We start from the raw sequence: 21,904 nt of genomic DNA, 5'->3' as shown, positions 1-21,904 counted from the left end.
GTGCAGTCCGCGGGGAGGGCGGGGCGACCGGGGGCACGCTCCCTGCTGGCGCTCGCCGGCGCACTGGTCGCCGCGCTCGCCGCCTGCGACACGATCGCGCCGCCCCCCGACCGCTACCCGCACGAACGCGAGGCGATCGGCACGGTGCGCGAGTCCTACGACGGCACGCTCAGCGACTCGCTCGCGGTGCACACCTTCCGCAACATCCACCGGCTCTTCCCCACGCGCGTGATCGCCGCGCCGCGGCGGCCGCGCGCGCTGCCGCCCTCGGCGCGCACCTTGCCCGCCTTCCGGTTCAGCATCGGCGACTCGACCTACGACCTCTCCACCTACATGGAGCGGAACCGCGTCGCCGGCCTCCTGATCCTCGCCGACGGGCGGATCGCGGTGGAGCGCTACCGCTACGGCAATGGGCCCCGCACGCGCTGGATGAGCATGTCGATCGCCAAGTCGGTGAGCGCGACGCTCGTCGGCGCGGCGCTCCGCGATGGCCTCATCCGGTCGATCGACGACTCGGTCACGCGCTACGTGCCGTCGCTCGCCGGGAGCGCGTACGAGGGGGTGAGCATCCGCGACGTCCTCATGATGAGTTCCGGCGTGCGGTGGACGGAGCGCTACACGGACCCCACGAGCGATCGCCGTCGCCTCCTCGAGGCGCAGATCGCGCAGCTCCCGGGGGGAGCGCTCGCGGTGATGCGCGCCCTGCCGCGCGCGGCGCCACCGGGCACGGTGAACACCTACAGCACGGGCGAGACGCAGGTACTGGCCGAGGTCCTGCGTGGCGCGCTGAAGCGCCCGCTCGCCGAGTATCTGTCGGAGCGGATCTGGCAACCGTTGGGCACTGAGGCCGAGGCGCGCTGGTGGCTCGACTCGCCGGATGGCGTGGAGATCGGGGGGAGCGGGATCAGTGCGACCCTGCGCGACTACGGGCGCTTCGGGCAGTTCATCCTCGACGAGGGCATCATCGGCACCGACACCGTGCTGCCGCCGGGCTGGGTGGCCGAGGCGACGTCGGCGAAGTTCCTGCGTGACGGCACGCCGCTGGAGTACGGCTACATGTGGTGGCCCGCGACCACGCCGGCGGGACGCGGCGACCGCGCGTTCAGCGCCCAGGGCATCCACGGGCAGTTCCTCTACGTGAACCCGGCGGCGCGCGTGGTCATCGTGGTGTGGTCGGCGCAGCCGGCGCCGGTGGGCGGGGCGGTGATCGAGGACGAGCGCGTGTTCGACGCGATCGCGGCCGAGTTCGCGCGGCTGACGGCGCGCACGCCCGCGCGGTTTCCCGCGCGCCGCTGATGGACGAGCGGGGTCGGGAGGTCGTACCTTCCCCTTCGCATGTCCCTCCTCGACCTCTACGACCTCTCGCTGCGCGGCCGCGCGGACGCGCCCGCGCTCGAGTGCGCCGGCGCGGACGGCGCCACACGGCACTTCACCTTCGGCGAGATCGACCGGCGGAGTGACCGCCTTGCCGCGGCGCTCCGGGCGCGCGGCCTCGGCGCGGGCGATCGGCTGGCGTTCTGCCTGGCCAACCGCGTGGAGGTGATCGACCTCTGGATCGCCTGCCTCAAGCTCGGCGCGATCGTCGTGCCGATCAACGTGCTGTACAAGGGTCGCGAGATCGCACACATCGTGGGCGACGCCAAGCCGCTCGCCGTCGTGACGACGCCGGACCGGGCGGCCGACCTTCCGGCGGGGACCGCGCTCTGGGACGTGGACGCGCTCGCGGCCGAGGCGGACGCAGCGCCTGACGGGCGGCCGCACGCGCCGCGCGCCGACGCGGCGACACCGGCGGCGATCATCTACACCTCCGGCACGACCGGCGTGGCGAAGGGGGCGGTGCTCACGCACGGCAACTTCGGCGCGAACGCGCTCGCGCTCTGCGCGGCGTGGGACATCACGCGCCACGACCGCTATCTCGCCGCGCTGCCGCTCTTCCACGTGCATGGGCTCGGCAACGGGGTGCAATGCTGGCTCGTGAGCGGCTGCCACATGAAGCTCGTCGAGCGGTTCGACCGCGAGGAGGCGCTCGGCTGGTTCGAGGCGTACCGCCCCACGCTGTTCTTCGGCGTGCCGACGATGTACGTGCGGCTGCTGGAGGCGGAGGCGGCGCGCGCGCGCGCGATCGGCGCCGGGATGCGGCTCTTCGTCTCGGGTTCGGCGCCGCTCCCGGCGCAGGTGCTCGAACAGTTCCGCGAACGCTTCGGTCATGTCATCCTCGAACGCTACGGGATGACCGAGACGCTGATGAACGTGAGCAATCCGCTCGTCGGGGAGCGCCGCGCTGGGACCGTCGGGTTGCCGTTGCCGATGACCGACGTGGAGATCCGCGACCACGAGGGGCACGTCGCGGGTGCCGACGCGGTCGGCGAGCTCTGGGTGCGCGGGCCGAACGTCTGTCGCGGCTACTGGGAGTGGCCCGAGGCGACGGCGGCCGCGTTCAAGGACGGCTGGTTCCGCACCGGCGACATCGGTGTGCGCGCGGCCGACGGCTACATCACGCTGCAGGGACGGCGCAGCGACCTGATCATCTCGGGCGGGTTCAACATCTATCCGCGCGAGATCGAGGAGTTGCTCACCACGCTCCCCGGAGTGCGTGAGGCCGCGGTCACCGGCGAGGCCGATCCGGTGCGCGGCGAGGTGCCGGTCGCGTACGTCGTGGGTGATGCCGGGCTCGACCTCGACGCGCTCGAGCAGCGTGTGCGCGCCGAGCTCGCGTCCTTCAAGGTGCCGCGGCGCTGGGTGCGGCTCGATGCGCTGCCGCGGACCGCGCTGGGGAAGGTCCAGAAGCACCTGCTCGCGTCAAAGGCCACGTGAGCCCCGCCGAACTCTCGCTCGTCGCGATCCTCGTGGTCGTCGTCGCGAGCTTCGGGACGCGACTCAACGTGGGGGTGCTCGCCGTCGCGCTCGCCTGGCCCATCGCGGTCTACGCGGCGGGATGGAAGCCGGACCAGCTGATGGCGGCGTTCCCGTCGTCGCTCTTCCTCACGCTGCTGGGGGTGACGCTCCTCTTCGGCGTGGCGCAGGTGAACGGGACGATGGCCGCGCTCACGCAGCGCTCGCTCGCGCTCGCGGCCGGTCGCGCGGGCCTGCTGCCGGCGCTGTTCTTCGTGCTCGCGTGCGCGATCAGCACGCTCGGGCCCGGCGCGATCGCGACGCTCGCCCTGCTCGCCCCGCTCGCGATGGCGGCCGGCGTCCGCGCCGGCGTGCCGGTGCTGCTCACGGCGCTCATGATCGGCAACGGCGCGAACGCCGGGAATCTCTCGCCCTTCAGCGCCGTCGGCGTGATCGTCGCCTCGGCGATGGAGAAGGCGGGGCTCGCCGGACACGAGTGGCGGGTCTGGGCGGCGAACTTCGTCGCGCACGCGCTCGCGGGCGGGCTGGCGTGGGCGCTCTTCGGCGGGCCGGCCCTGCTCCGCGCGGGCGCGACTCTCGCGCGCGAGACGCCGACGCCGTTCGCGCGTGCGCATCGCTTCACGCTGGGCGTCGGGGCGCTCTGGATCCTCGCCGTGGTCGTGCTCAAGGTGAATCTCGGGCTCGCCGCGTTCGCCGCGGCGGCGGTGCTCGTGCTCGCCCGCACCGCCGACGATGCCGCGATGGTGAAGGCGGTGCCGTGGAGCGTGCTCGTGATGGTGTGCGGCGTGAGCGTGCTCATCGGCGTGCTCGAAGGGACCGGCGGGATGGCGCTCTTCACCGACCTGCTCGCCCGCGTCGCGTCGCCGGCGAGCGTGAACGGCGTGATCGCGTTCATCACCGGGACCATCTCCACGTACAGTTCGACGTCGGGCGTGGTCTATCCGACCTTCCTGCCGTCGGTCCCGGGGCTGGTGCAGCGGCTGGGCGGCGGGGACCCGCTCGAGATCGCCCTGAGCATCAACGTCGGCGCCGCGCTCGTCGACGTCTCGCCGCTCTCCACGCTCGGGGCGCTCTGCATCGCCGCACTGCCGACCGGACAGGAGCCGGCCCGCCTCTTCCGCAGCCTGCTGCTCTGGGGGCTCTCGATGACCATCCTCGGCGCGCTCTTCTGTCAGCTCTTCATCGGCCTCTTCGCCGGGTGAGCCGCGGCGCGGTCCCGCGAGTCAGGGCACGAGGTCGAGGCGCAGCGAGACGAGGCGCGGCAGCGCCGGCGTGAAGTAGTCGCCGCGCTGGACGGTGGGGAAGGCGAAGCTGCCGACCTCGGGATCGCCCGACGGGTAGCGCGACCAGCTCCCCACGTTGCGCACGGCGAGCGTGAGCGCGGCGCCGCCGAGGGCGCGAGGGACGAACCGCGACGCGATCGCGACGCGCACCCAGAGCTCGCGCGCGCGCACGAAGTCCGCGGCGTGCACCGGTCCGGTGAAGGTCCCCGAATAGCCACTCGCCACGGCGAGCGCCTGCTCGGCCAGCGTCCCCGCGTAGAGGCCGTCACAGACGAGCGCCTGGCAGGCGTAGCGCGCCGTGCCGTTTGCGCGGACGTGGCCGAACTTCCCGTCGAGCGTGACGCCCGCGCGCAGCCACTCACGCCATGAGGCGGTGAACGTGGCCCCGACGAGGTCCGTTGGCTGCGTGACGCCGACGAAGGTCGGCGCGCCGATGGTGATCTCGCTCGCGTCGATGATGCCGTCGTCGTTGGCATCGGAGAAGTAGTGGCGCGCGGCCTGCATCGCCCCGAACCACTCACCCGGCGCGAAGCGCACGACCGATCCGCCCTGCAGCGTGGACTGGAGCGTCGGCGCGTTCAGCGGCGTGATGCGCGTGCGCGCGCTCGACCAGTGGACCGCCCCGCTCCAACGGAAGGGACCGGTCCCGCGCGCCGGGCGCACGAGCGACCACTCATGCCCGTGCGTGACCCATGAGGCGAACACCAGCGCCGCCCCGCCGCTCCCCGGCGGGGCGCCGCTCGGCAGATAGCCGTCGCGGAGCGCGCGCGCGAAGGCGGTCCCGCGCAACTGCACGCGGCCGTCGAACAGGTCGAGATCAGCCCCCGCTTCGCGTTCGAGCGTACGCTGCAGCCGTCGCGCCGGCCCCTCGGACACGCCCGGGGTGAACGCGAAGGCGGTCCCGACCGCGAGCACCGCCTCGTGGTCTCCCGACTCCCCGTACGCGGCCCGCAGGTGCACCCGATCGACACCGGGGACCTTCGGGAAGAAGCGTTCCTGCGAGATGGTCCACGCGGCTTGCAGCGTGTTGAACGGGTCGTCACCATAGGCGCGGCCGAACAGCGTCGTGGTCTCCTTGCGGAATCCGCCGCTGATCCAGCGGGCCGGTCCGAGTTCCAGCCGCGCGGCGGTGAAGAAGGAACTGCCGCGGATGTCCGGCGAGGCGGCGCGGTCCTCGAGCGTGGAGGTGCCGACGGTGCTCTCCCGCGTCCGCAGGCGCTCCTCGTGCTGGTCGACGTTGGTCCGGTGCCCGCCGATCTCGGCGCTCGCGCGCAGCGAGCGCCAGAGCGCGCGCGTGTAGCGCACCCCGGCGGTGCCCGACCCAAGCGTCTCGAGGTACGCGTTGAACGTCCGCTCGGTCCCGCCGTACGCGAACGGCGCGAACGCGCTGTAGAGCGCGACGGTGAGGTCGTTCTGCCGCGCGGCGCGCGTGGCGGTGCCCTGCGCATAGACGAGGAGTCCGTCACGCGGCGCCCATCGCACATCGAGCGACGCGCTCTCGCGCTCGCTGCGATAGGGCGTGGCGCGCGCGATGGTCGAGTCGACGGTCCGAAACGCCGCGCCGAAGGTGGTGTCCGTGGGCTGGATGAGATTGGTGCCGAGCTCGCCCACGCCCCCTTCGCCGCGCCGCACGTACGCGCCGGCGTGACGTGACACGCGCGCATCGAGGGTCGCCGAGAGGCCACGCCATGCGCGCGAACGTGCCGCGAGCGAGAGATCGAGGCGCTCCACCGCATCGCGGGCGAGCACCGCGGGCGCCTGGTCGAAGGCCGCACCGACCCGCAGCGCGCCGAGTGGCGTGTCCCCGGTGGCGGAGACGTCGGCGCGCATCGCGGCCGCCGAACGGAACGGCGTCTCGCCGCCGAACGGTCGCGCCGTGTAGCTGCTCGTCTGCACGCAGTAGCCGGTCGCCTGGTCGGTGAGCGGGCAGAAGTCCGTGGTGCCGCCGCCGATGACGAGGCCGCGATTCAGCAGGCGGCTGGAGAACGGTGCAGGAGCGGACTGTGCGACCGCCTCGACGGATCCCGTCGAACGCCACGCGCCGCCGCCGCGCCGCGTGCGGACCATCACCGCGCCGCGCGGGGCACCGAACGCGAGGAGCGTCCCGGCCGCCGGACCGAGGACGACCTCCACCTCGGCGATCTCCGACGTCGGCAAGCTCCACGCCGGCGCGGGCACCTGCCGGTCGAGCGCCTCGCCCAGTCCGAGTTGATGCGGATCCTCGCGCATCAGCACGCCATCCACGTAGAGCAGCGGGCGTCCCGGCCCGTATCGCGAGGCCGACCCGCGCGCCGTGATCTCCGGCGCGAAGCCGGGTGCCCCCGTGGTGTACGTGACGTTCAATCCCGGGACGCGGCCGGAGAGCAGGTCGGCCAGCGTGCGCGCCGGGCTCGCCGCGATCGTCGCCGAGTCGAGGACGGTGCCGCCGACGGCGCGGGATGGCGTGCGGTCTTGGCGAGCTTGCGCCGCGGCCGTGCGCAGCGGCACGGTGAGTGACACGGCCAGCAGGACCAGGCATGCGAGCAGGCATGCGGTCGCGCGACGGGCGCCTGGGCTCACGTGCGGTCCCCGGACCGCATCAGCGTTCCCCGAGCAGTGGCGTCACCGAGTCGCCGAAGACGTATCGACCGAACCACGCCCAGTTGTGTCGCAGGGCGGCGAGCGTCTCCTTGGGCTTCGTGATCCCGTGCCCGAATCCCTTGTAGACCACGAGCCGTGTGGGGACGCCGACATCCTGCAGTCCCTGGTAGAGCTCGTACGCGTTCTGGATCGGCACGCGGCGGTCGAACTCGCCGTGCTGGATCAGCGTCGGCGTGCGCGCGCGGACGATGTTCGTCATGGGCGAGGTCCGGGCGTAGATCGCCGCGTCGCGCCACGGGTCGTTCTTGAGGTACTGCCGCGTGAACGGATGGATGTCGGTGGCGACGTAGTAGGTCACCCAGTTGGAGATGCCGGCGCCGACGGAGATCGCCTTGAAGCGCGTCGTGTTGGTGGTGAGGAAGGCCGAGATGTAGCCGCCCTGGCTCCAGCCCATCGCGCCCATGCGCGTCGTGTCGACGATCCCCTGGCGGGCGAGATGGTCGACGCCGCTCATCACGTCCCACATGTCGCCGACGCCTAGGTTGCGTACGTTGAGCGCGCGGAATGCCTCGCCGTACCCCGCGGACCCGCGATAGTTGGGACGCAGCACGAGCGCGCCCTGCGCCACCCACTGCGCGATGGGATAGACGCTCCCCGGCAGCGGTTGCGGGACGTCGATCCCCGTCGGGCCACCGTGGATGACGACGAGCAGGGGGTACTTCCGCGCCGGATCGAAGTCGCGCGGCTTGTGCAGCACGCCCTCGATCTCGGCGCCGTCCGTACTCCGCCAGCGGACCACCTCCGCGGTCCCGATCGGCCAGGCGGCGATCTGCGCGGACATCGTCGTCACCGGGGCAGGCCGGAAGCCGTCGAGCGCGCCGGTGTGGACCTCGGGGAGATGCGTCGCGTCCTGCGTGAGGAAGGCGAAGCGCGATCCGTCGGCCGAGAAGGAGGCGGACGAGATGTTCATCGGCGTGTCGACCGCGACCGTGGTGGTGCCGCGTTCGGGGTCGATGCGGAAGAGCCGCGATGCCGTGCGCGTGCGGCCGTTGAAGAAGATGCCGCGCGGGGTCCAGGCGACTCCGCTCACCTGCTCGTCGAAGTCCGCGGCCAGCCGCGTCGTCGCGCCGCCCTCGGCGGGGATGCGCAGGACGAGACCGTTCTTGTAGTAGTTGGCCGTCGTGTCCCCACCGGCGGAGGCGAACACGATCGCCCGTCCGTCCGGGGACCAGACCGGCGAGTCGTCGCTGCCGCGCGTGCGGACCAGCGGACGCAGCTCACGGGTCGCGACCGTGATGATCGAGATGTCCCGCGTCCGCCAGGAGTTGATGAGCGGGTCGTCCGCGTGGTCGAAGGCGATCCTCGACGCGTCCGGCGACCAGGAGAAGTTCCCCACGGTGAAGGTGTCGCCACCGGTCAGCCGCGCGGCATCGGGGCGCTTGCCCGCTGCCCACTCCTCCGGCACCACCGGCGCGATCCAGAGATGCGTCAGCGCATACTCCCCGTCCTCCACCGCGTACTCGCCGAAGCGCTCGCGCCGCTGCTTCATCGCGTCGCTCTCGGCCTCGGTGGCGGTGAAGGCGATGGCGCGTCCGTCGGGCGCCCAGCGGAAGTCGCTCACGCCTTCCTTGGACGCCGTCACCTGGAAGGCCTCGCCACCGGACAGCGCCATCACGAAGACCTGCTGCTTGTCGCCGCGGTCGGTCAGGAAGGCGATCCACTGGCCGTCGGGCGACCAGCGCGGCGACGAGGATCCGCCCTTGGCCGTGCGCGTGAGCTGGATCGGCGTGCCGCCTTCGCGCGCGAGCCAGATTTCCGTGTCGTACCGGTTCTCGCTCCACTCGGTGGTGCGCACCGTGAAGGCGACGTGCCGGCCGTCCGGCGACATCGCCGGCGACCCCGCCTGGCGGAGGCTGAGCACGTCCTCGAAGGACGGGGACTGCGCCGCCAGCGTCGAGGCGGTGGCGAGCACGAAGGCGGCGGAGCGGAGGACGAGGCGCATGCGCGGTACCGGTGACGTGTAGTGGTCAATACCCTGCGAGTCGATCGACCTGCCACTTCGGGATCCGCCCGGCCTCGAGGGACTCGAGGCACTCGAGGAATCCGCTCCCCGCGCCATCGATCGTGGTGAGTCCCGAGATGTGCGGCGAGGCGAGCACGCGCGGGTCGGCCCAGAGCGGCGACTCCGCCGGCAACGGCTCGCGCTCGAAGACGTCGAGCGCCGCCGCGCGCAGCCATCCCAGCGCGAGCGCCTCCGGGAGCGCGGCCTCATCCACCACGGCTCCGCGACCGGCGTTGAGCAACACCGCACCGCGACACCGTGAGAGGACGGCGCGCGAGACGAGCCCGCGCGTCTCGCGCGTGGCCGGCACGACGAGCACGATCCAGTCCGCGTCGACGACGAGGTCGGCCAGCGCGTCCACGCGATGCACCGCCGCGAACGGGGCATCGACCATCGCCCCGCTCCGCGAGACGCCGGTGACGGTGATCCCCAGCGCGTCGAAGCTCCGCGCGATCGCACGCCCGATGTCCCCCGTGCCCACGATCAACGCGCGCGTCCCCGCGACGCGCGCCACGTCGCGCGGTGCCCAGCGCGCCTCGCGCTGCGCCGCGGCCACGTCGAGCAGCTGCTGCTGGATCGCGAAGACGCGCGCGACCGCCCACTCGGCGATCGGCGGCCCGAACGACTCCGGCGTGCGCGTGAGCAGGATCCCGGCATCGAGCCCGGGCGCGTCGAGCCAGGAGTCGACGCCCGCGCCGGTGCAGTGGACCCAGCGCACCGCGCCCATCGTCGCCGCCGACGGCGGACGCCGGAAGCCGATGTACGCATCGGCCCACGCGAGGTCGTCAGGGGTGATCGCGGTGTGCAGGGCGCCGCGGAACTCGAGGTCGGGCCGCCGGGCGCGCAGCCAGGCGATGAGCTCGGCGTGCGTGCTCGATCCGACGACGAGCCGACGCGGACGGAAGGGAAGCGGGAGGGCGGTCACGAGGGTCGGGCGGGTGAGGGCATCCGGCGATCGGCCGGAGGGCGAGCGGACCGGGGGAAGATGCCGCCCGGAGGCTCGCCCGTCAGGGGCGGAGGGACGATATTCCCGCCACCCTCACCCCGGAACGACCCGTGAAGAAGGCCCTGCTCGCGCTCCTCTCGCTCGTCGTCGGTCTCGCGGCCGTCCTCGTCGCGCGCGCCGCGATGCTCTCCGCGCCGGACGGGCCAGCCCCCGCGAGCGAGGCGGTGGCGGTCGATACCGCGGTCGCCGCGCAGCGGCTCGCCGAGGCCGTGCGGTTCGCCACCGTCTCGTACGCCTCCGGCGCGCCCATCGACACCGCCGCCTTCCTCGGCTTCCATGACTTCCTTGCGCGCGCCTTCCCGCAGGCGCACGCCACGCTCACGCGCGAACGCATCGGTGGCCTGAGCCTGCTCTACACCTGGAAGGGAAAGGACACGACCGCCGCGCCGGTGATCCTCATGGGGCACATGGATGTGGTCCCGGTCCCGGAGCCCAACCTCACCGAGTGGACGCACGCCCCGTTCTCGGGTGCCATCGCCGACGGCTACGTGTGGGGACGCGGGACGCTCGATGACAAGACGACGGTGCTCTCGACGCTCGAAGCCGTGGAGGGACTCGTCGCGCAGGGCTTCGTCCCCTCGCGCACGGTGTACCTCACCTTCGGGCACGACGAGGAGGTGGGCGGACGGTACGGCGCGCGCGCCATCGTCGCCGAACTCGTGCGGCGTGGCGTGAAGCCGGCGCTCGTCATCGACGAGGGCGGGTTCATGGCGAGCGGCGTCATGCCCGGCATCGAGGGCCGCGCGGCGATCGTCGGCATCGCGGAGAAGGGGTACCTCTCGCTCCGGCTCACCGCGAAGGCCCAGGGCGGTCACTCGTCCATGCCGACGGAGCGGACCGCGGTCGGTGCGCTGAGCCGCGCGATCGCCGCGCTCGAGGCCAATCCGTTCCCGCTCTCGCTCGACGGTCCCACGCGCGGCATGCTCGAGGCGATGGCGCCCTACTCGGGATTCGGGCAGAAGGTCGTGCTCGGCAATCTCTGGCTCACCGCGCCCCTCGTCGTCGGCTCGCTCGGCAAGGCCCCGCTCGGCGCGGCCCTCATGCACACGACCATCTCGCCGACCATGCTCGACGCCGGCATCAAGGACAACGTCCTGCCGCCCGAGGCTTCGGCGGTGGTGAACTTCCGCATCCGTCCCGGCGAGACGCAGCAGTCGGTGATCGCCTACGTGACGCGCGTGATCGATGACACGCTCATCACCATCGCCCCGACCGACTCCGCGCGCACCGACCCATCGCCGGTCTCCGACATCCGGTCGCCGGCGTACCAGCTCATCGCACGGACGATCCGCGGGATGATGCCCGGCGAGCGCGTGCCCGTGCTCCCGTATCTCGTGATGGGCGGCACCGACGCGAAGTACTGGAACGACCACTCGGACAAGGTGTTCCGGTTCCTCGCCATCCCGCTCGGGGAGGGGGACGTGGCGCGCGTGCACGGCGTGAACGAGCGGGTGCGAGTGGAGGACTACGCGGTGGCGGTGCGCTTCTTCAGCGGCCTGCTGAAGGGACTCGACCAGTTGGGTGCGCCGTGATGGATCGTCGCGGGTTCCTCGGCGTCGGCGGCGGGTGCGCCGCCCACCTCGCGCTCATGTCGGCGGGCGTTCCCGCGCCCATGCGCGCGCGATGGGCCGCCCGCGCACGATTCCCCGTCGCCGCGCTCGAACCGTGGGGACGTCTCGAGCGCGTGGCCGAGGGCGTGTGGGCGATGGTCTCCACGCCGCTCGTCGATCGCACCACGCTCTGCAACGGCGGGCTCGTCGCGGGGCGCGATGGCGTCCTGATGATCGAGGCCTTCGGGAGCGACGCGGGGGCGAAGTGGATGGCCGAGCAGGCGCGCGTGCTCACCGGCCAGGCACCGACGCACGTCGCGGTGACGCACTACCATGCCGATCACACCGGTGGCCTCTCCGCGGCGCATGCCCCGGGAAGCGTGCGGTTACACGCGACCGCCGTGACGCGCGATCTCACCACCTCACGCAACGCCGGCGCGCCGGCCGATCTCCTCAAGGACGCGATCCTCGTCGACCCGGCGGCCGGCGCCACGCTCGACCTCGGCGGCCGCCGCGTGCGGATCGCGCCGCACGACGGGCACACGCCCAGCGACGTGAGCGCCCGCGTGGACGACACGCCGGTGTTGTTCTGCGGGGATCTCGTCTGGAACGGGATGTTCCCCAACTTCGTCGATGCGCTCCCGTCGAAGCTCACGCGCAGTGTCCGCGCGTTGCGCGCGAGCGACGCCACGACCTTCGTGCCCGGGCATGGCACGCTGGCGACGGTCGCGGACATGGACCGCTACCTGGCGCTGCTCGACTCGGTCGAGGCGGCGGCGCGGCGCGCGGTGGAGCGGGGACTCACTGCGCAGGCCGCCGGGGCAGAGTACCAGATCCCGGCGGCGCTCGGTGAGTGGGTCCTCTTCAATCCGCGCTACTTCGAGCGCGCGATCGGGGCGTGGATCACGGAGCTGTCGGCCTCGCGTTGAACTTTCGCCCCCTCACTGGCGTTCAATGGGCATGACTCCCCCCATCCGCCTCGCACTGCTGGCGCTCCTTGCCGCCGCGCCCCTCGCGGCCCAGACCCCCGGGACCGGTCGGCCGGCCAAGCCCGCTCCGGCGGCCGCCTCGACCATGCCGGCGCCGCAGATCTACTTCCGCGCGCCGGCGAACAACGCCGTCGTGGACACCACCTTCGAGCTCGCGTTCGGGCTCAAGAACTACGGGGTCGCCCCGGCCGGCGTGAACCTGGCCAACACCGGGCACTTCCATGTGCTGATCAACGTGGAGCCGTCGGCGCCGGGGACCGTCATCCCGGCGGACTCGCTGCATCGGCACTTCGGCGGCGGGCAGATCGAGACGATGCTCACGCTCAAGCCCGGGCGCTACACGCTCCGGCTCGTGCTCGCCGACCACGAGCACAAGGTGATCGGCCCGCCGCTCGTCTCGGCGCCGATCACGGTGACCGTGAGCCGACGCCAGCGGCCGCGGTGAGGAACGACGCGGGGGGCGGCGCGAAGCGCCGCCCCCCGCGTCACTCCAGCCGTCGAGCTCAGCGCCGCGGCGCCGGCTCCAGCCGCACCATCTTCGACGGCCCGCCCGCCTGGTCCTCGAACGCGATGTAGAGGAATCCGTCCGGCCCCTGCTGGATCGCCCGGATGCGTCCGCGCCGCTGCAGCATGTTCTCCACGTCGACGACCTTGGTGCCGTCCATCGTGAGGCGCACCAAGCGCTGGCCCGCCATCCCGCCCACGAAGAAGTTGCCGCGCCACTGCGGGAACTTGTCGCCCGTGTACACGAGCAGTCCCTCCACCGCGATCGACGGGACCCACACGTTCACCGGCTGCTCCATCCCCCGGCGCGTCGTGCCCGTGTGGATCGCGAGCCCGCTGTTGTAGTTCACGCCGAAGCCGATCACCGGCCAGCCGTAGTTCTTGCCGGCCTCGTCGAGGTTGAGTTCGTCACCGCCCTGCGGCCCATGCTCCACCGTCCAGAGCTGGTTCGTCTCCGGGTGGACCACGATGCCCTGCATGTTGCGATGCCCGTAGCTCCAGATCTCCGGCAGCGCCCCTGCGGTGTTCACGAAGGGATTGTCCGCCGGCACCGAGCCGTCGTCCTTCAGGCGGATCGTCTTGCCGTGGTGCGTGGCGAGATCCTGCGCCGGATGCTTCTCGAGGTCGCCCGTCGGCGGGACCTGACGGTCGCCGAGGGAGATGAAGAGGAACCCGTCACGGTCGAACGCGAGTCGCGAGCCGTAGTGGCCGCGGCCGGTGGACCAGTTCTTGGCGACGAAGATGTCGGTCATGTCGACGAAGCGGCCGTTCTCGTACCGCCCGCGCGCCACTGCCGTCGCGCCCTGCGTCCCGTCCTCGCTCGGCTTCGAGTAGCTCAGGTAGACGAGCTTGTTCTCCGCGAACTTCGGATGCAGCACGATATCGAGCAGGCCGCCCTGCCCGCTCGCGCGCACGCGGGGCACGCCGGTCACCGTGTCGGGGAGGAGCTTCCCGGAGCGCACGATGCGCACCTGACCGCCGCGCTGCGTGACGAGGATGTCGCCGCCGGGGAGGAAGGCGAAGCCCCATGGGCTCACGAGGCCTTCCGCGACGGTGACGATGCGGAAGTCGTACTGCTTGGTGCGCTCGACGTCCTGTGCGGCCATCGGCGCCGCGAGGAGGGCGAGGGCCGCGAACGAGGCGGCGCGGCGCGCGCCGCAAGCGAGGGAGTGCGTCATGTGGGGATCCTGGGGGAAGGCCGGGGACACCCGGCATGCGTGGAAGTTGGCCGCGGCCTCGGTCCGCGCGCAAATTGCCCGGCATCCCTTCGCCGGAGCCGGCATGCGCTTCACCACCCGCCTGATCGCCCTCGTCCTCGTCGCCTCGCCCCTCACCGCCGCCGCGCAGCGCCCCGACGCCCTCGTCGAGGAGATCGACCGCCGGGCGAAGGCCGTGGCGTCGCGCGTGATCGAGTGGCGGCACGACATCCACCAGCATCCTGAACTCTCGTTCCAGGAGACCCGCACCGCCGCGCTCGTCGCGGCGCACCTGCGCGCGCTGGGACTCGAGGTGCAGACCGGCGTGGGCGGGAACGGCGTCGTCGGCACGCTGCGCGGTGGCCGTCCCGGCCCCACCGTCGCGCTCCGCGCCGACATGGATGCGCTCCCCGTCACCGAACTCGTGGACGTGCCCTTCAAGTCCACCACGCGCACCGTCTACAACGGCGTCGAGACCGGCGTGATGCACGCCTGCGGGCACGACATGCATGTCGCGATCCTCATGGGCACGGCCGAAGTGCTCTCGGGGATGAAGGCGCAGCTGCCCGGCACCGTGAAGTTCATCTTCCAGCCCGCCGAGGAGGGATCGCCCGTCGGCGGCGCCGGCCCGATGATCGCCGCCGGGGTCATGGACAATCCCAAGGTCGATGCGATCTTCGCGCTCCATGTCGGCCCCGGTGAACTCGGCTCCGTCGAGTGGTCCGCCGGTCCGCGACAGGCGAGCGCCGACAACTTCCGCATCGTCGTGCGCGGCAAGCAGACGCACGGCGCGATGCCGGCCGCGGGCGTCGATCCGCTCGTCGTCGGCGCGCAGATCCTCCTCGGCGTGCAGACCATCGTCAGCCGGCAGGTGGATCTCGCCGACGGGGCGCTCGTGGTGACCGTCGGCGCGTTCCACGGCGGACTCCGCGAGAACATCATCCCCGACACCGCGGTGATGATCGGCACCATCCGCTCGCTCAACCCCGAGACACGCCGCATCGCGCACGAGCGGCTGCGTCGCACGGCGACCAACATCGCCGAGGCGTCGGGCGCGACGGCGGAGGTCACGATCGTCGAAGGGTATCCGCCGACGGTGAATGACACCCCGCTCGCCGAGTTCCTCGCGCCGGTGCTCCGCCGCACGGTCGGGGCGGGGAAGGTCTCGGTGGGCAAGCCGTCGATGCCGGCCGAGGACTTCTCGCGGTTCCAGGAGCGCGTGCCCGGCGTGGTGTTCGGACTCGGCGTGACGCCGACGGCGATCGACTGGCGCACCGCGGCGTCGAACCATTCGCCGCTCTTCCAGGGTGATGACGCGGCGCTCGAGACGGGGGTGCGCCTGATGGCGAACGCGGCGGCGGAGTACCTGCGCTCGGGGCGGCCGCGGATGTGAGCAACGTCTCGCGCTGACGTGCTGACCGGAGGACGGGGCTTGCGCCCCGTTCTTCTTCGTCATATATGTAACCCAATGGTTACGCATTCCGCCGCGGTCTTCGCGGCCATCGCCGATCCCACGCGGCGCTCGATCCTGGACTCGCTCCGCGCGGGCGAGCGGAGCGCGGGCACCATCGCGACCGACTATCGCGTGAGTCGGCCGGCGATCTCCAAGCACCTCCGGGTCCTTCGCGAGGCCGGACTCGTGTCCGAGCGCCGCGAGTCGCGGCTCCGTCTCTATTCGCTCCGCCCCGCGCCGCTCCGCGACGTCGACCGCTGGCTCGACGGCTATCGCGTCCTCTGGGCGGCCCGCTTGCAGGACCTCCGTCTCGCGGCCGAGGCCGCGCAACGCGCCACCTCTCCCACGGATCGCACGCGATGAACCTCGTCGTCACGCACACGCAGCCCCTCGACGCCTCGCCGGCCGCCGTCTGGTCGGCGCTCACCGACGCGGAGGCCCTGCGCCGCTGGTTCGCCGAGGAGGCGGAGGTCGACGCGCGCGTCGGCGGACCCTATCGCTTCTGGGGTCGGCACACGCTCGACACCCCCGCCGCGGACGAGGCGACGCAGCGCATCACCGCGCTCGTCCCGGGCGAGCGGCTCGTCTTCACGTGGATGCTGCATGGGTGCGCGACCACGGTCGACCTCGTGATCGCCTCGACCGAGAAGGGCACGTCGCTCAAGGTGACGCACACCGTCGACGGGGAGCTCCCCGTGTCGCGCGCGCGCGAGTACCTCGACGATCACTGGCGATTCCAGTGCGGCAACCTCACGGCCCACCTCGCCGGCGGCGCGGGGATCGTGCGCCCCGACTTCGCCGATCCGGCGCCCGAGGTGCGGATGTCGATCGAGATCGCGGCGTCGCGCGCGGTGGTCTGGACGACGCTGCTCGATCCGGCCCGCGTGGCCGAGTGGTTCGGCGCCCCGAAGGTCCGCATCACGCCGGAGACGGGCGGGGAATACCGCGTCGGGTGGGAGTACCAGATCGAGGGCCGCGATGTCCTTGGCGGCCCCACCCGCATCCTCGAGATCGAGCCGGAGCGGCGACTCGTCCTCGACTGGCCCGACTGGCGGGGCGATGCGTCGGTGAGCGGCCAGTGGATCGCCTTCACGCTCGAGGGCGACGGCGACCGCACCACGGTGCACTTCGTGCACGGGGGATTCACGCGCACCGTGGATATCTCCGACTATCCCTTCGGCTGGGTCTGGTTCACCAGCGAGCTCAAGCGCGTCGCCGAGCGGGGGTGACCCAACGGCGGGGCTTCGCGGCGCGTTTAGGTTGCGACGATGCTCAGCCCCCGCCGCCTCGCCGCCGTGGTCCTCCTCGCCTTCCCGGCGGCCCTGCTCGCGCAGGGCAGCGGGGGCGCGCCGTGGCCGCGCGTGCGCACCGCGCCGAACATCCGCCTCGACGGCCAGCTCGACGAGGCGGACTGGGCGCTCGCCGATTCCATCTGGGACTTCAAGACCAAGGAGCCGACCGAGGGCGGCGTCCCCAGCGAGCGGACCATCGTCCGCCTGCTCGCGACCCCGACCGGGCTCGCCATCGGGTGGTGGAACTACGATCGCGACGTCGAGGGACGGCGCCGCTCGCAGCTGCGTCGCGACGCCGAGCTCCGCTCCGACGACTACGTCAGCCTGATGATCGACGGCCTCCGCGACAAGCGGAGCGCGTTCTACTTCCGCACCAACTCCAACGGCGCGCTCTGGGACGGTGAGCACGTCACCTTCGAGAGCGGGAACGAGGAGTGGGACGGCATCTGGGACGCGCGCACGGCGGTCTTCGAGGGCGGCTGGAGCGCCGAGATGCTCATCCCCTGGGCCACGCTGCGCTACCCGAAGGACGTCTCGGCGATGGGGATGAACTTCCGCCGCTTCCTGCCGAGGACCAACGAGGAAGTGCTCTGGCGCGCGTGGCGCCGGGGTCAGGGCTATCGCTTCCTCGAGGAGGAGGGGACCGTCGAGGGCTTCGGTGCGTTGCCGCCTCGCGCGCGCGCCGAGTTGCGACCGTTCGTCCTCGGCGAGGGCCGCCTGCGCGAGCGGAGCTTCGATGCCAATGGCACCGAGACACTGGGGGCCGCGCCCGCGAGCACCTTCGCCGCCGGGCTCGACGTCAAGGTGCCCGTCACCAACACGCTCACCGCCGACCTCACCGTCCTGCCCGACTTCGCGCAGGCGGAGGTGGACCGTCAGGTGGTGAACCTCACCCGCTTCCCGCTCTTCTTCCCCGAGCAGCGGCCGTTCTTCACCGAGGGATCGGCGATCTTCGCCTTCGGGCGGCCGCAGCAGTCGCAGATGTTCTACTCGCGGCGTGTCGGGCTCGGGGTGGGCGGCACGCCGGTGGAGATCCCCTTCGGCGCGCGGATGCAGGGGCGGGTGGGCTCCAACCAGCTCGGGCTCCTCGCCGTCCGCACCGGGGACGACGAGCAGGCGACCGACCTCGTCGCGCGCGTGCGGCACGACGTGCTCGGCCGTGGATACGTCGGCGCGATGAGCACCTACAGCGATCGTGCGGCGCGTCCCGGCGCGCTCTCCGGCGGCGTGGACTTCGAGTTCCCCTTCATCCTGCGCAATCGCCAGAACCTGATCTTCGCCGGCAACGCGGCCTGGAGCCGCGACAGCAGCGGCGCGCCGGGCGGCGCGCACTATCGGTTCGTCGCGGACTATCCCAACGACAAGGCCGACGTCGTCTTCCGCTACGACCGGATCGAGGAGGGCTACGACCCGGCGCTCGGCTTCGTGCCGCAACGCGGCATCGACCGCTTCGCCGGGCAGTTCAGCATCTCGCCGCGCCCGAAGAACGCGCGCGTGATCCGCCGCTTCGAGTTCTCGCTGCTCAACTACGACATCGTGCAGCGGATCGGGGGGCCGCTCGACAACGCGAGCTTCACCGTGCGGCCGCTCGGCATCCAGTTCCAGAGCGGCGACCAGCTGAACGTCACCGTCCAGCGCCGATATGATGGTCCCACGGCCGACTTCGATCTCGTTCCGGGCACGACCGTCGCCGCCGGCGACTACTGGTGGAATCAGGTCGGCTTGCAGTACCAGGGGTCGAACGTGCGCACCTGGGGCATGAGTGCCGCCGTCGTCACCGGCACCTTCTACGACGGTGATCGCACCGACCTCACGCTCTCCGGGAAGCTGCGGCTCCAACCGCACGTCGAGCTCTCGCTCGACCTCTCGCGCAACGACGTCTCGCTGCCGAGCGGCGCGTTCGTCGCCAACACGATGCGCTTCCGTGGCGACTACGCCTTCTCGCCGCGACTCACGGCGACCGCCTTCGTGCAGTACGACGACCAGAGTGATCGCGCCGCGGTGAATGCGCGCGTCCGCTGGACGACGTCGCCGGGCAGCGACCTCTACGTGGTGTGGAACAATACCTGGCCCACCGGGCTCGACCGAGGCATCCCGTGGGACCGTCCGCTGCGTGGGGCCCTCGTGGCCAAGTACGTCCGCTTCCTCCGGATGTAGCCGACGCGGCGTGCGGGCGGTAGGATTCCGGGCATGTCGGGGAATGGCAGTCTCTTCGCGATGGAGCGCGGCGTCCCGCAGGGGATCTTCGGCGGGCTGCTCGGGATGTTCTTCACCGGCCTCATGCAGTTCCGAGGCATGGTCCCGAACGGCCCGTTCGTCCTGCTGCTCGGTGGCATCGGGTTCGGTCTCCTCTCGTGGGCGATCAACTACGCCGTCATCCAGGGCTCGGGGAGCGTGGCCGGCACCGTGCACATGCCCAGCGGCGACACCACCGCCTACGTCCCGACCTTCTCGCACATCGAGGCACTCGAGATCCGCGGCGATCTCGAGGGGGCCGCGACCGCCTGGGCCGATGCCTGCGCGACGCACGCGGGCAACGCGCTCGTGCACGTGAAGGCCGCGGACTTCCACCTGCGGCTCCGGCAGGATGCCTCGACTGCGCTGGGACTCTACCGGACCGTGCGTGACATGCCGACCGCAGGCCGCGAACATGTGCGCTACGCGCAGGCGAAGATCGTCGACCTCTATCTCGGACCGCTCGAGGATGAGGGCCGTGCGCTCGTCGAACTCCGACGCCTCATCGACGGCTTTCCCGGTACGCGCGAGGCGGAGATGGCGCGTGAGGCGTTGGCGAAGCTCAAGGAGAGCCGTCGGGAGCGTTGACCGGTGCGGGCGAAACCGCCCGAGGGAGTTGCCGTAGGTCCGGCATCCCTTCTCCCGGAGTCCCGATGTCCGTTCTCGTGCGCGCGACGTGCGCCGCCCTCACGCTCGCGCTCCTCGCGTCCGACCCCGCACGCGCCGATGCGCAGCAACGCCTGCCCTCGGACTCGCTCGCGATCGCCCGGCGCTGGTCGGGCTGGTTCCTCACCGGCCACGCGGACAGCCTCGCGGCCGCGGCCACGCCGGAGTTCCTCGCGGAGATGGGGGGCGTCGATGCGCTTCGTGATGCGCAGGGCATGGTCGCCCAGCGCGCCGGGCTCGCGATGCGCGTGCTCGAGGAACGCTTCGCCTGGCGCAACGGTCGCCGTCAGTACTGGCGGACCATGGAGATGACCACTTTCCCCGAGCCGTTCGTCCTGCGGTTCGTCATGCTGGAGAACGGGCGCCTCGCCGGCCTCGGGCTCGGTCCGCTGAGTGCAGTGCCGGCCGCCGACAGCGGCGGACCGGTGATCAAGCCCTGAAGGCCAGAACGCCGCCCCGAGCTTCGGGGCGGCGTTCTCGTGTCCGGACCTGCGGCGCGCGATCAGCCGCGATCGCGACTGCCGCCGCGCGGGGCCCGCGGCGCCGAGCCCGAGCTGCCGCCACGCGGCGCGCTCGACCGCGACTCCGGCGCCCGCGGGGCACTCGCCCGCGGCGCGCTGCGCGGCTCGGAGCGTTCGGCCCGCGGCTGTGACCGCGGCGACTCGGCGCGGGGCGTGCTGCGCTCGACGCGCGGGGACTCGTACCGCGGCGTGCTCCGCTCCGTGCGCGGCGATTCGTACCGCGGCGAGCTGCGTTCCGCTCGTGGCGCCTCGTAGCGCGGCTCGGAGCGGGTGGTGCCCCGCGGCGCGCTCCGTTCCATTCGATCGCCGGACGACGCGGGCGAGATCCGCTCCGCGCTCGCCCGCGGCACGCGCACCGGGTCCGCATCGCGGCCACGGCTCACGCTGCCGGTCGAGCCGAAGCCCTCGGGCGACGTGCGCGGCTGGCCGCGCTCGGCGGGACGATCCTCGCCGCGCGGATAGAGCGGCCGCTCGTTCCCGCCGATGCGCACGGGCTTCACGCGGTCGACGTTGGCCGTGCTGCCGACAACGCCCGCGCCATTGCCCCGGCCGTTGCCGCTGCCGCGCGCTTCACCGCCACCCACCGGACGGCTCCCGCCCACGCGCGGCACCACGTTCCCTTCACCACGCTTGTCGGGGCGATAGGCGCTGCCACCCGACGAGGGCACGCCATAGCGATCCGGCTGCGGCGCGCGATTCGGGCCCGTGGCATAGCCGCGCCCAGGCAGGCGCGGACGGTCCCACCCGGTGTTGCGGTGCACGGTGTTGTAGTAGCCGAAGCCGCCGTAGTTCACGTGACGGCCGTAGATGGTGCGATTGATCGCGACCACGGTGTAGCGCGACCCGATGTAGATGCTGTTGTACGAGATGAACGGGCGCGAGACGTGGTACCAGGTGTGGCGGCGGCCGTAGCCGTTCCACCCGTGGTAGTAGACCACGCGCGTGTCCCAGTCGAGATCGTAGTTGAGCCACGCGCCGATGGGGAAGCCCACGCCGAACGACCAGTAGGGCGTGTCGAGGCGGACGTAGTTCACCGGACGGTAGTAGACGACGTACGGGTCATAGACCGGGACGTAGACCACGCGCGGCTGCGCGGGGACGATCCGGATGTACTCGCGCTCGACCTCGACGCGCTGCTGCTCCGTCGACTGGAGGTTGCCCTGGGCGCGCGCCATGCGGCGCAGGCTCTGGACGCTCGCCATCACGTCGCCCGGCTGCATCGCGTACGCGCGGCCGACCGCCGTCGCCCAGTTCGGGCGCTCGACGAGCATGTTCAGCACCGGACCGTAGTGCGCGATCGACCGGACGCTGACATCCCAGCGCTGGTCGTCGATGCCGTCGGTGCCGTAGTTCTCGACGTAGCGCGCCGCGAGCTCGACCTGCTCCGGATACGTGGCCGCGATGAAGAGCTGGGCCAGGATCGGATCAGGGTACAGCGCCACCGGCGCCAGCAGATTGTCGAGCTCTTCGACCGTGAAGAGCTCATCGTCCCGCACGCGGGAATCGGCCGAGATGGTCGGTTCCTGCGCGAGGAGTGCCGGGGTGACCAGCGGAGTGGCGCCCGCCGAGAGGGCGAGCGCGAGGCGAAGGACTGCGGTGGAGCGGGTCATACGGTCTCCTGCGTGACAGGCCTACCCGGTCGTACCGTGGCGCAGGGGGGGAGTTCCGGGAAGTTCCAACCCCTTCAGAGCACGCCAGATACGCGTTCCATCCG

At 72.0% G+C, this 21,904-nt stretch carries 17 protein-coding genes; 12 read left to right on the top strand and 5 right to left on the bottom strand.

The genetic code is table 11. The features are described 5' to 3' along the window. From IPJ78_00905 to IPJ78_00895, 3 genes are read left to right on the top strand one after another with little or no spacing between them, the layout of a single operon-like run. Entirely contained in the window at positions 1-1,296 is a 1,296-nt protein-coding gene (locus tag IPJ78_00905; protein ID MBK7905103.1) for a beta-lactamase family protein, read from the top strand. Between the two features lie 39 nt (positions 1,297-1,335). Then, a complete protein-coding gene (locus IPJ78_00900) occupies positions 1,336-2,814 on the top strand; it encodes an AMP-binding protein (GenBank protein ID MBK7905102.1) in 1,479 nt (492 codons plus the stop codon). Beyond that, complete coding sequence (locus tag IPJ78_00895) at positions 2,811-4,055, top strand: C4-dicarboxylate ABC transporter (protein MBK7905101.1); 1,245 nt, start codon at positions 2,811-2,813, stop codon at positions 4,053-4,055. The genes IPJ78_00900 and IPJ78_00895 overlap by 4 nt, the downstream gene beginning before the upstream one ends. Positions 4,056-4,076: 21 nt before the next feature. On the opposite strand, the gene IPJ78_00890 is transcribed toward IPJ78_00895, so the two are convergent. From IPJ78_00890 to IPJ78_00880, 3 genes are read right to left on the bottom strand one after another with little or no spacing between them, the layout of a single operon-like run. Next, positions 4,077-6,695 carry a TonB-dependent receptor plug domain-containing protein gene (locus IPJ78_00890; GenBank protein MBK7905100.1) on the bottom strand — a complete coding sequence of 873 codons (2,619 nt, stop codon included), beginning with the start codon at positions 6,693-6,695 and terminating at the stop codon, positions 4,077-4,079. Between the two features lie 19 nt (positions 6,696-6,714). Next, positions 6,715-8,718, bottom strand: coding sequence for a S9 family peptidase (locus IPJ78_00885; protein MBK7905099.1), 2,004 nt, complete (start codon positions 8,716-8,718; stop codon positions 6,715-6,717). A gap of 25 nt (positions 8,719-8,743) precedes the next feature. After that, positions 8,744-9,703: a D-2-hydroxyacid dehydrogenase gene (locus tag IPJ78_00880; protein MBK7905098.1), complete on the bottom strand. Its 960-nt coding sequence runs from the start codon at positions 9,701-9,703 to the stop codon at positions 8,744-8,746. 203 nt (positions 9,704-9,906) lie between these two features. Between IPJ78_00880 and IPJ78_00875 the strand changes: the two genes are divergently transcribed. The 3 genes from IPJ78_00875 to IPJ78_00865 are packed head-to-tail and all read left to right on the top strand — an operon-like array spanning position 9,907 to position 12,768. Further along, positions 9,907-11,316, top strand: coding sequence for a M20/M25/M40 family metallo-hydrolase (locus IPJ78_00875; protein MBK7905097.1), 1,410 nt, complete (start codon positions 9,907-9,909; stop codon positions 11,314-11,316). Further along, the gene (locus IPJ78_00870) at positions 11,316-12,263 is read left to right on the top strand and encodes an MBL fold metallo-hydrolase (protein MBK7905096.1); all 948 of its coding nucleotides are present in this window, start codon (positions 11,316-11,318) and stop codon (positions 12,261-12,263) included. Before IPJ78_00875 ends, IPJ78_00870 begins: the two co-directional genes overlap by 1 nt. Before the next feature lie 31 nt (positions 12,264-12,294). Next, the gene (locus IPJ78_00865; protein ID MBK7905095.1) at positions 12,295-12,768 is read left to right on the top strand and encodes a DUF4399 domain-containing protein; all 474 of its coding nucleotides are present in this window, start codon (positions 12,295-12,297) and stop codon (positions 12,766-12,768) included. 58 nt (positions 12,769-12,826) lie between these two features. Here the strand turns inward: IPJ78_00865 and IPJ78_00860 are convergent, their stop codons facing one another. After that, positions 12,827-14,005: a PQQ-dependent sugar dehydrogenase gene (locus tag IPJ78_00860; GenBank protein ID MBK7905094.1), complete on the bottom strand. Its 1,179-nt coding sequence runs from the start codon at positions 14,003-14,005 to the stop codon at positions 12,827-12,829. 103 nt (positions 14,006-14,108) lie between these two features. On the opposite strand from IPJ78_00860, the gene IPJ78_00855 reads away from it, so the two are divergent. The 6 genes from IPJ78_00855 (at position 14,109) to IPJ78_00830 (ending at position 20,109) form a co-directional block, all read left to right on the top strand. Further along, complete coding sequence (locus IPJ78_00855) at positions 14,109-15,416, top strand: amidohydrolase (GenBank protein MBK7905093.1); 1,308 nt, start codon at positions 14,109-14,111, stop codon at positions 15,414-15,416. A gap of 75 nt (positions 15,417-15,491) precedes the next feature. Beyond that, on the top strand, positions 15,492-15,839 hold the full coding sequence (locus IPJ78_00850; protein MBK7905092.1) for a winged helix-turn-helix transcriptional regulator: 348 nt from the start codon (positions 15,492-15,494) through the stop codon (positions 15,837-15,839). Then, positions 15,836-16,705 (top strand): SRPBCC domain-containing protein, encoded by an 870-nt coding sequence (locus tag IPJ78_00845; GenBank protein MBK7905091.1) that lies wholly within the window; start codon positions 15,836-15,838, stop codon positions 16,703-16,705. The genes IPJ78_00850 and IPJ78_00845 overlap by 4 nt, the downstream gene beginning before the upstream one ends. A gap of 39 nt (positions 16,706-16,744) precedes the next feature. After that, positions 16,745-18,925 carry a carbohydrate binding family 9 domain-containing protein gene (locus IPJ78_00840; GenBank protein MBK7905090.1) on the top strand — a complete coding sequence of 727 codons (2,181 nt, stop codon included), beginning with the start codon at positions 16,745-16,747 and terminating at the stop codon, positions 18,923-18,925. A 33-nt stretch (positions 18,926-18,958) separates the two neighbouring features. Beyond that, positions 18,959-19,591, top strand: coding sequence for a hypothetical protein (locus tag IPJ78_00835; GenBank protein MBK7905089.1), 633 nt, complete (start codon positions 18,959-18,961; stop codon positions 19,589-19,591). 65 nt (positions 19,592-19,656) lie between these two features. Further along, entirely contained in the window at positions 19,657-20,109 is a 453-nt protein-coding gene (locus IPJ78_00830; protein MBK7905088.1) for a hypothetical protein, read from the top strand. 62 nt (positions 20,110-20,171) lie between these two features. Here the strand turns inward: IPJ78_00830 and IPJ78_00825 are convergent, their stop codons facing one another. Continuing rightward, entirely contained in the window at positions 20,172-21,800 is a 1,629-nt protein-coding gene (locus IPJ78_00825) for a DUF3300 domain-containing protein (GenBank protein ID MBK7905087.1), read from the bottom strand. Positions 21,801-21,904 lie beyond the last annotated feature (104 nt).

The organism is Gemmatimonadota bacterium (assembly GCA_016714015.1).
Taxonomy (GTDB): Bacteria; Gemmatimonadota; Gemmatimonadetes; order Gemmatimonadales; family Gemmatimonadaceae; genus Pseudogemmatithrix.
This window is presented reverse-complemented; position numbering and strand designations above follow the sequence as displayed.

Bases quoted from the DNA above. Each gene is read 5' to 3' on its own strand.
- IPJ78_00825 (MBK7905087.1), bottom strand. From the start codon at position 21,800: ATGACCCGCTCCACCGCAGTCCTTCGCCTCGCGCTCGCCCTCTCGGCG.
- IPJ78_00870 (MBK7905096.1), top strand. From the start codon at position 11,316: ATGGATCGTCGCGGGTTCCTCGGCGTCGGCGGCGGGTGCGCCGCCCAC.
- IPJ78_00860 (MBK7905094.1), bottom strand. From the start codon at position 14,005: ATGACGCACTCCCTCGCTTGCGGCGCGCGCCGCGCCGCCTCGTTCGCG.
- IPJ78_00855 (MBK7905093.1), top strand. From the start codon at position 14,109: ATGCGCTTCACCACCCGCCTGATCGCCCTCGTCCTCGTCGCCTCGCCC.
- IPJ78_00885 (MBK7905099.1), bottom strand. From the start codon at position 8,718: ATGCGCCTCGTCCTCCGCTCCGCCGCCTTCGTGCTCGCCACCGCCTCG.
- IPJ78_00840 (MBK7905090.1), top strand. From the start codon at position 16,745: ATGCTCAGCCCCCGCCGCCTCGCCGCCGTGGTCCTCCTCGCCTTCCCG.
- IPJ78_00835 (MBK7905089.1), top strand. From the start codon at position 18,959: ATGTCGGGGAATGGCAGTCTCTTCGCGATGGAGCGCGGCGTCCCGCAG.
- IPJ78_00900 (MBK7905102.1), top strand. From the start codon at position 1,336: ATGTCCCTCCTCGACCTCTACGACCTCTCGCTGCGCGGCCGCGCGGAC.
- IPJ78_00845 (MBK7905091.1), top strand. From the start codon at position 15,836: ATGAACCTCGTCGTCACGCACACGCAGCCCCTCGACGCCTCGCCGGCC.
- IPJ78_00850 (MBK7905092.1), top strand. From the start codon at position 15,492: ATGGTTACGCATTCCGCCGCGGTCTTCGCGGCCATCGCCGATCCCACG.
- IPJ78_00875 (MBK7905097.1), top strand. From the start codon at position 9,907: ATGCTCTCCGCGCCGGACGGGCCAGCCCCCGCGAGCGAGGCGGTGGCG.
- IPJ78_00865 (MBK7905095.1), top strand. From the start codon at position 12,295: ATGACTCCCCCCATCCGCCTCGCACTGCTGGCGCTCCTTGCCGCCGCG.
- IPJ78_00830 (MBK7905088.1), top strand. From the start codon at position 19,657: ATGTCCGTTCTCGTGCGCGCGACGTGCGCCGCCCTCACGCTCGCGCTC.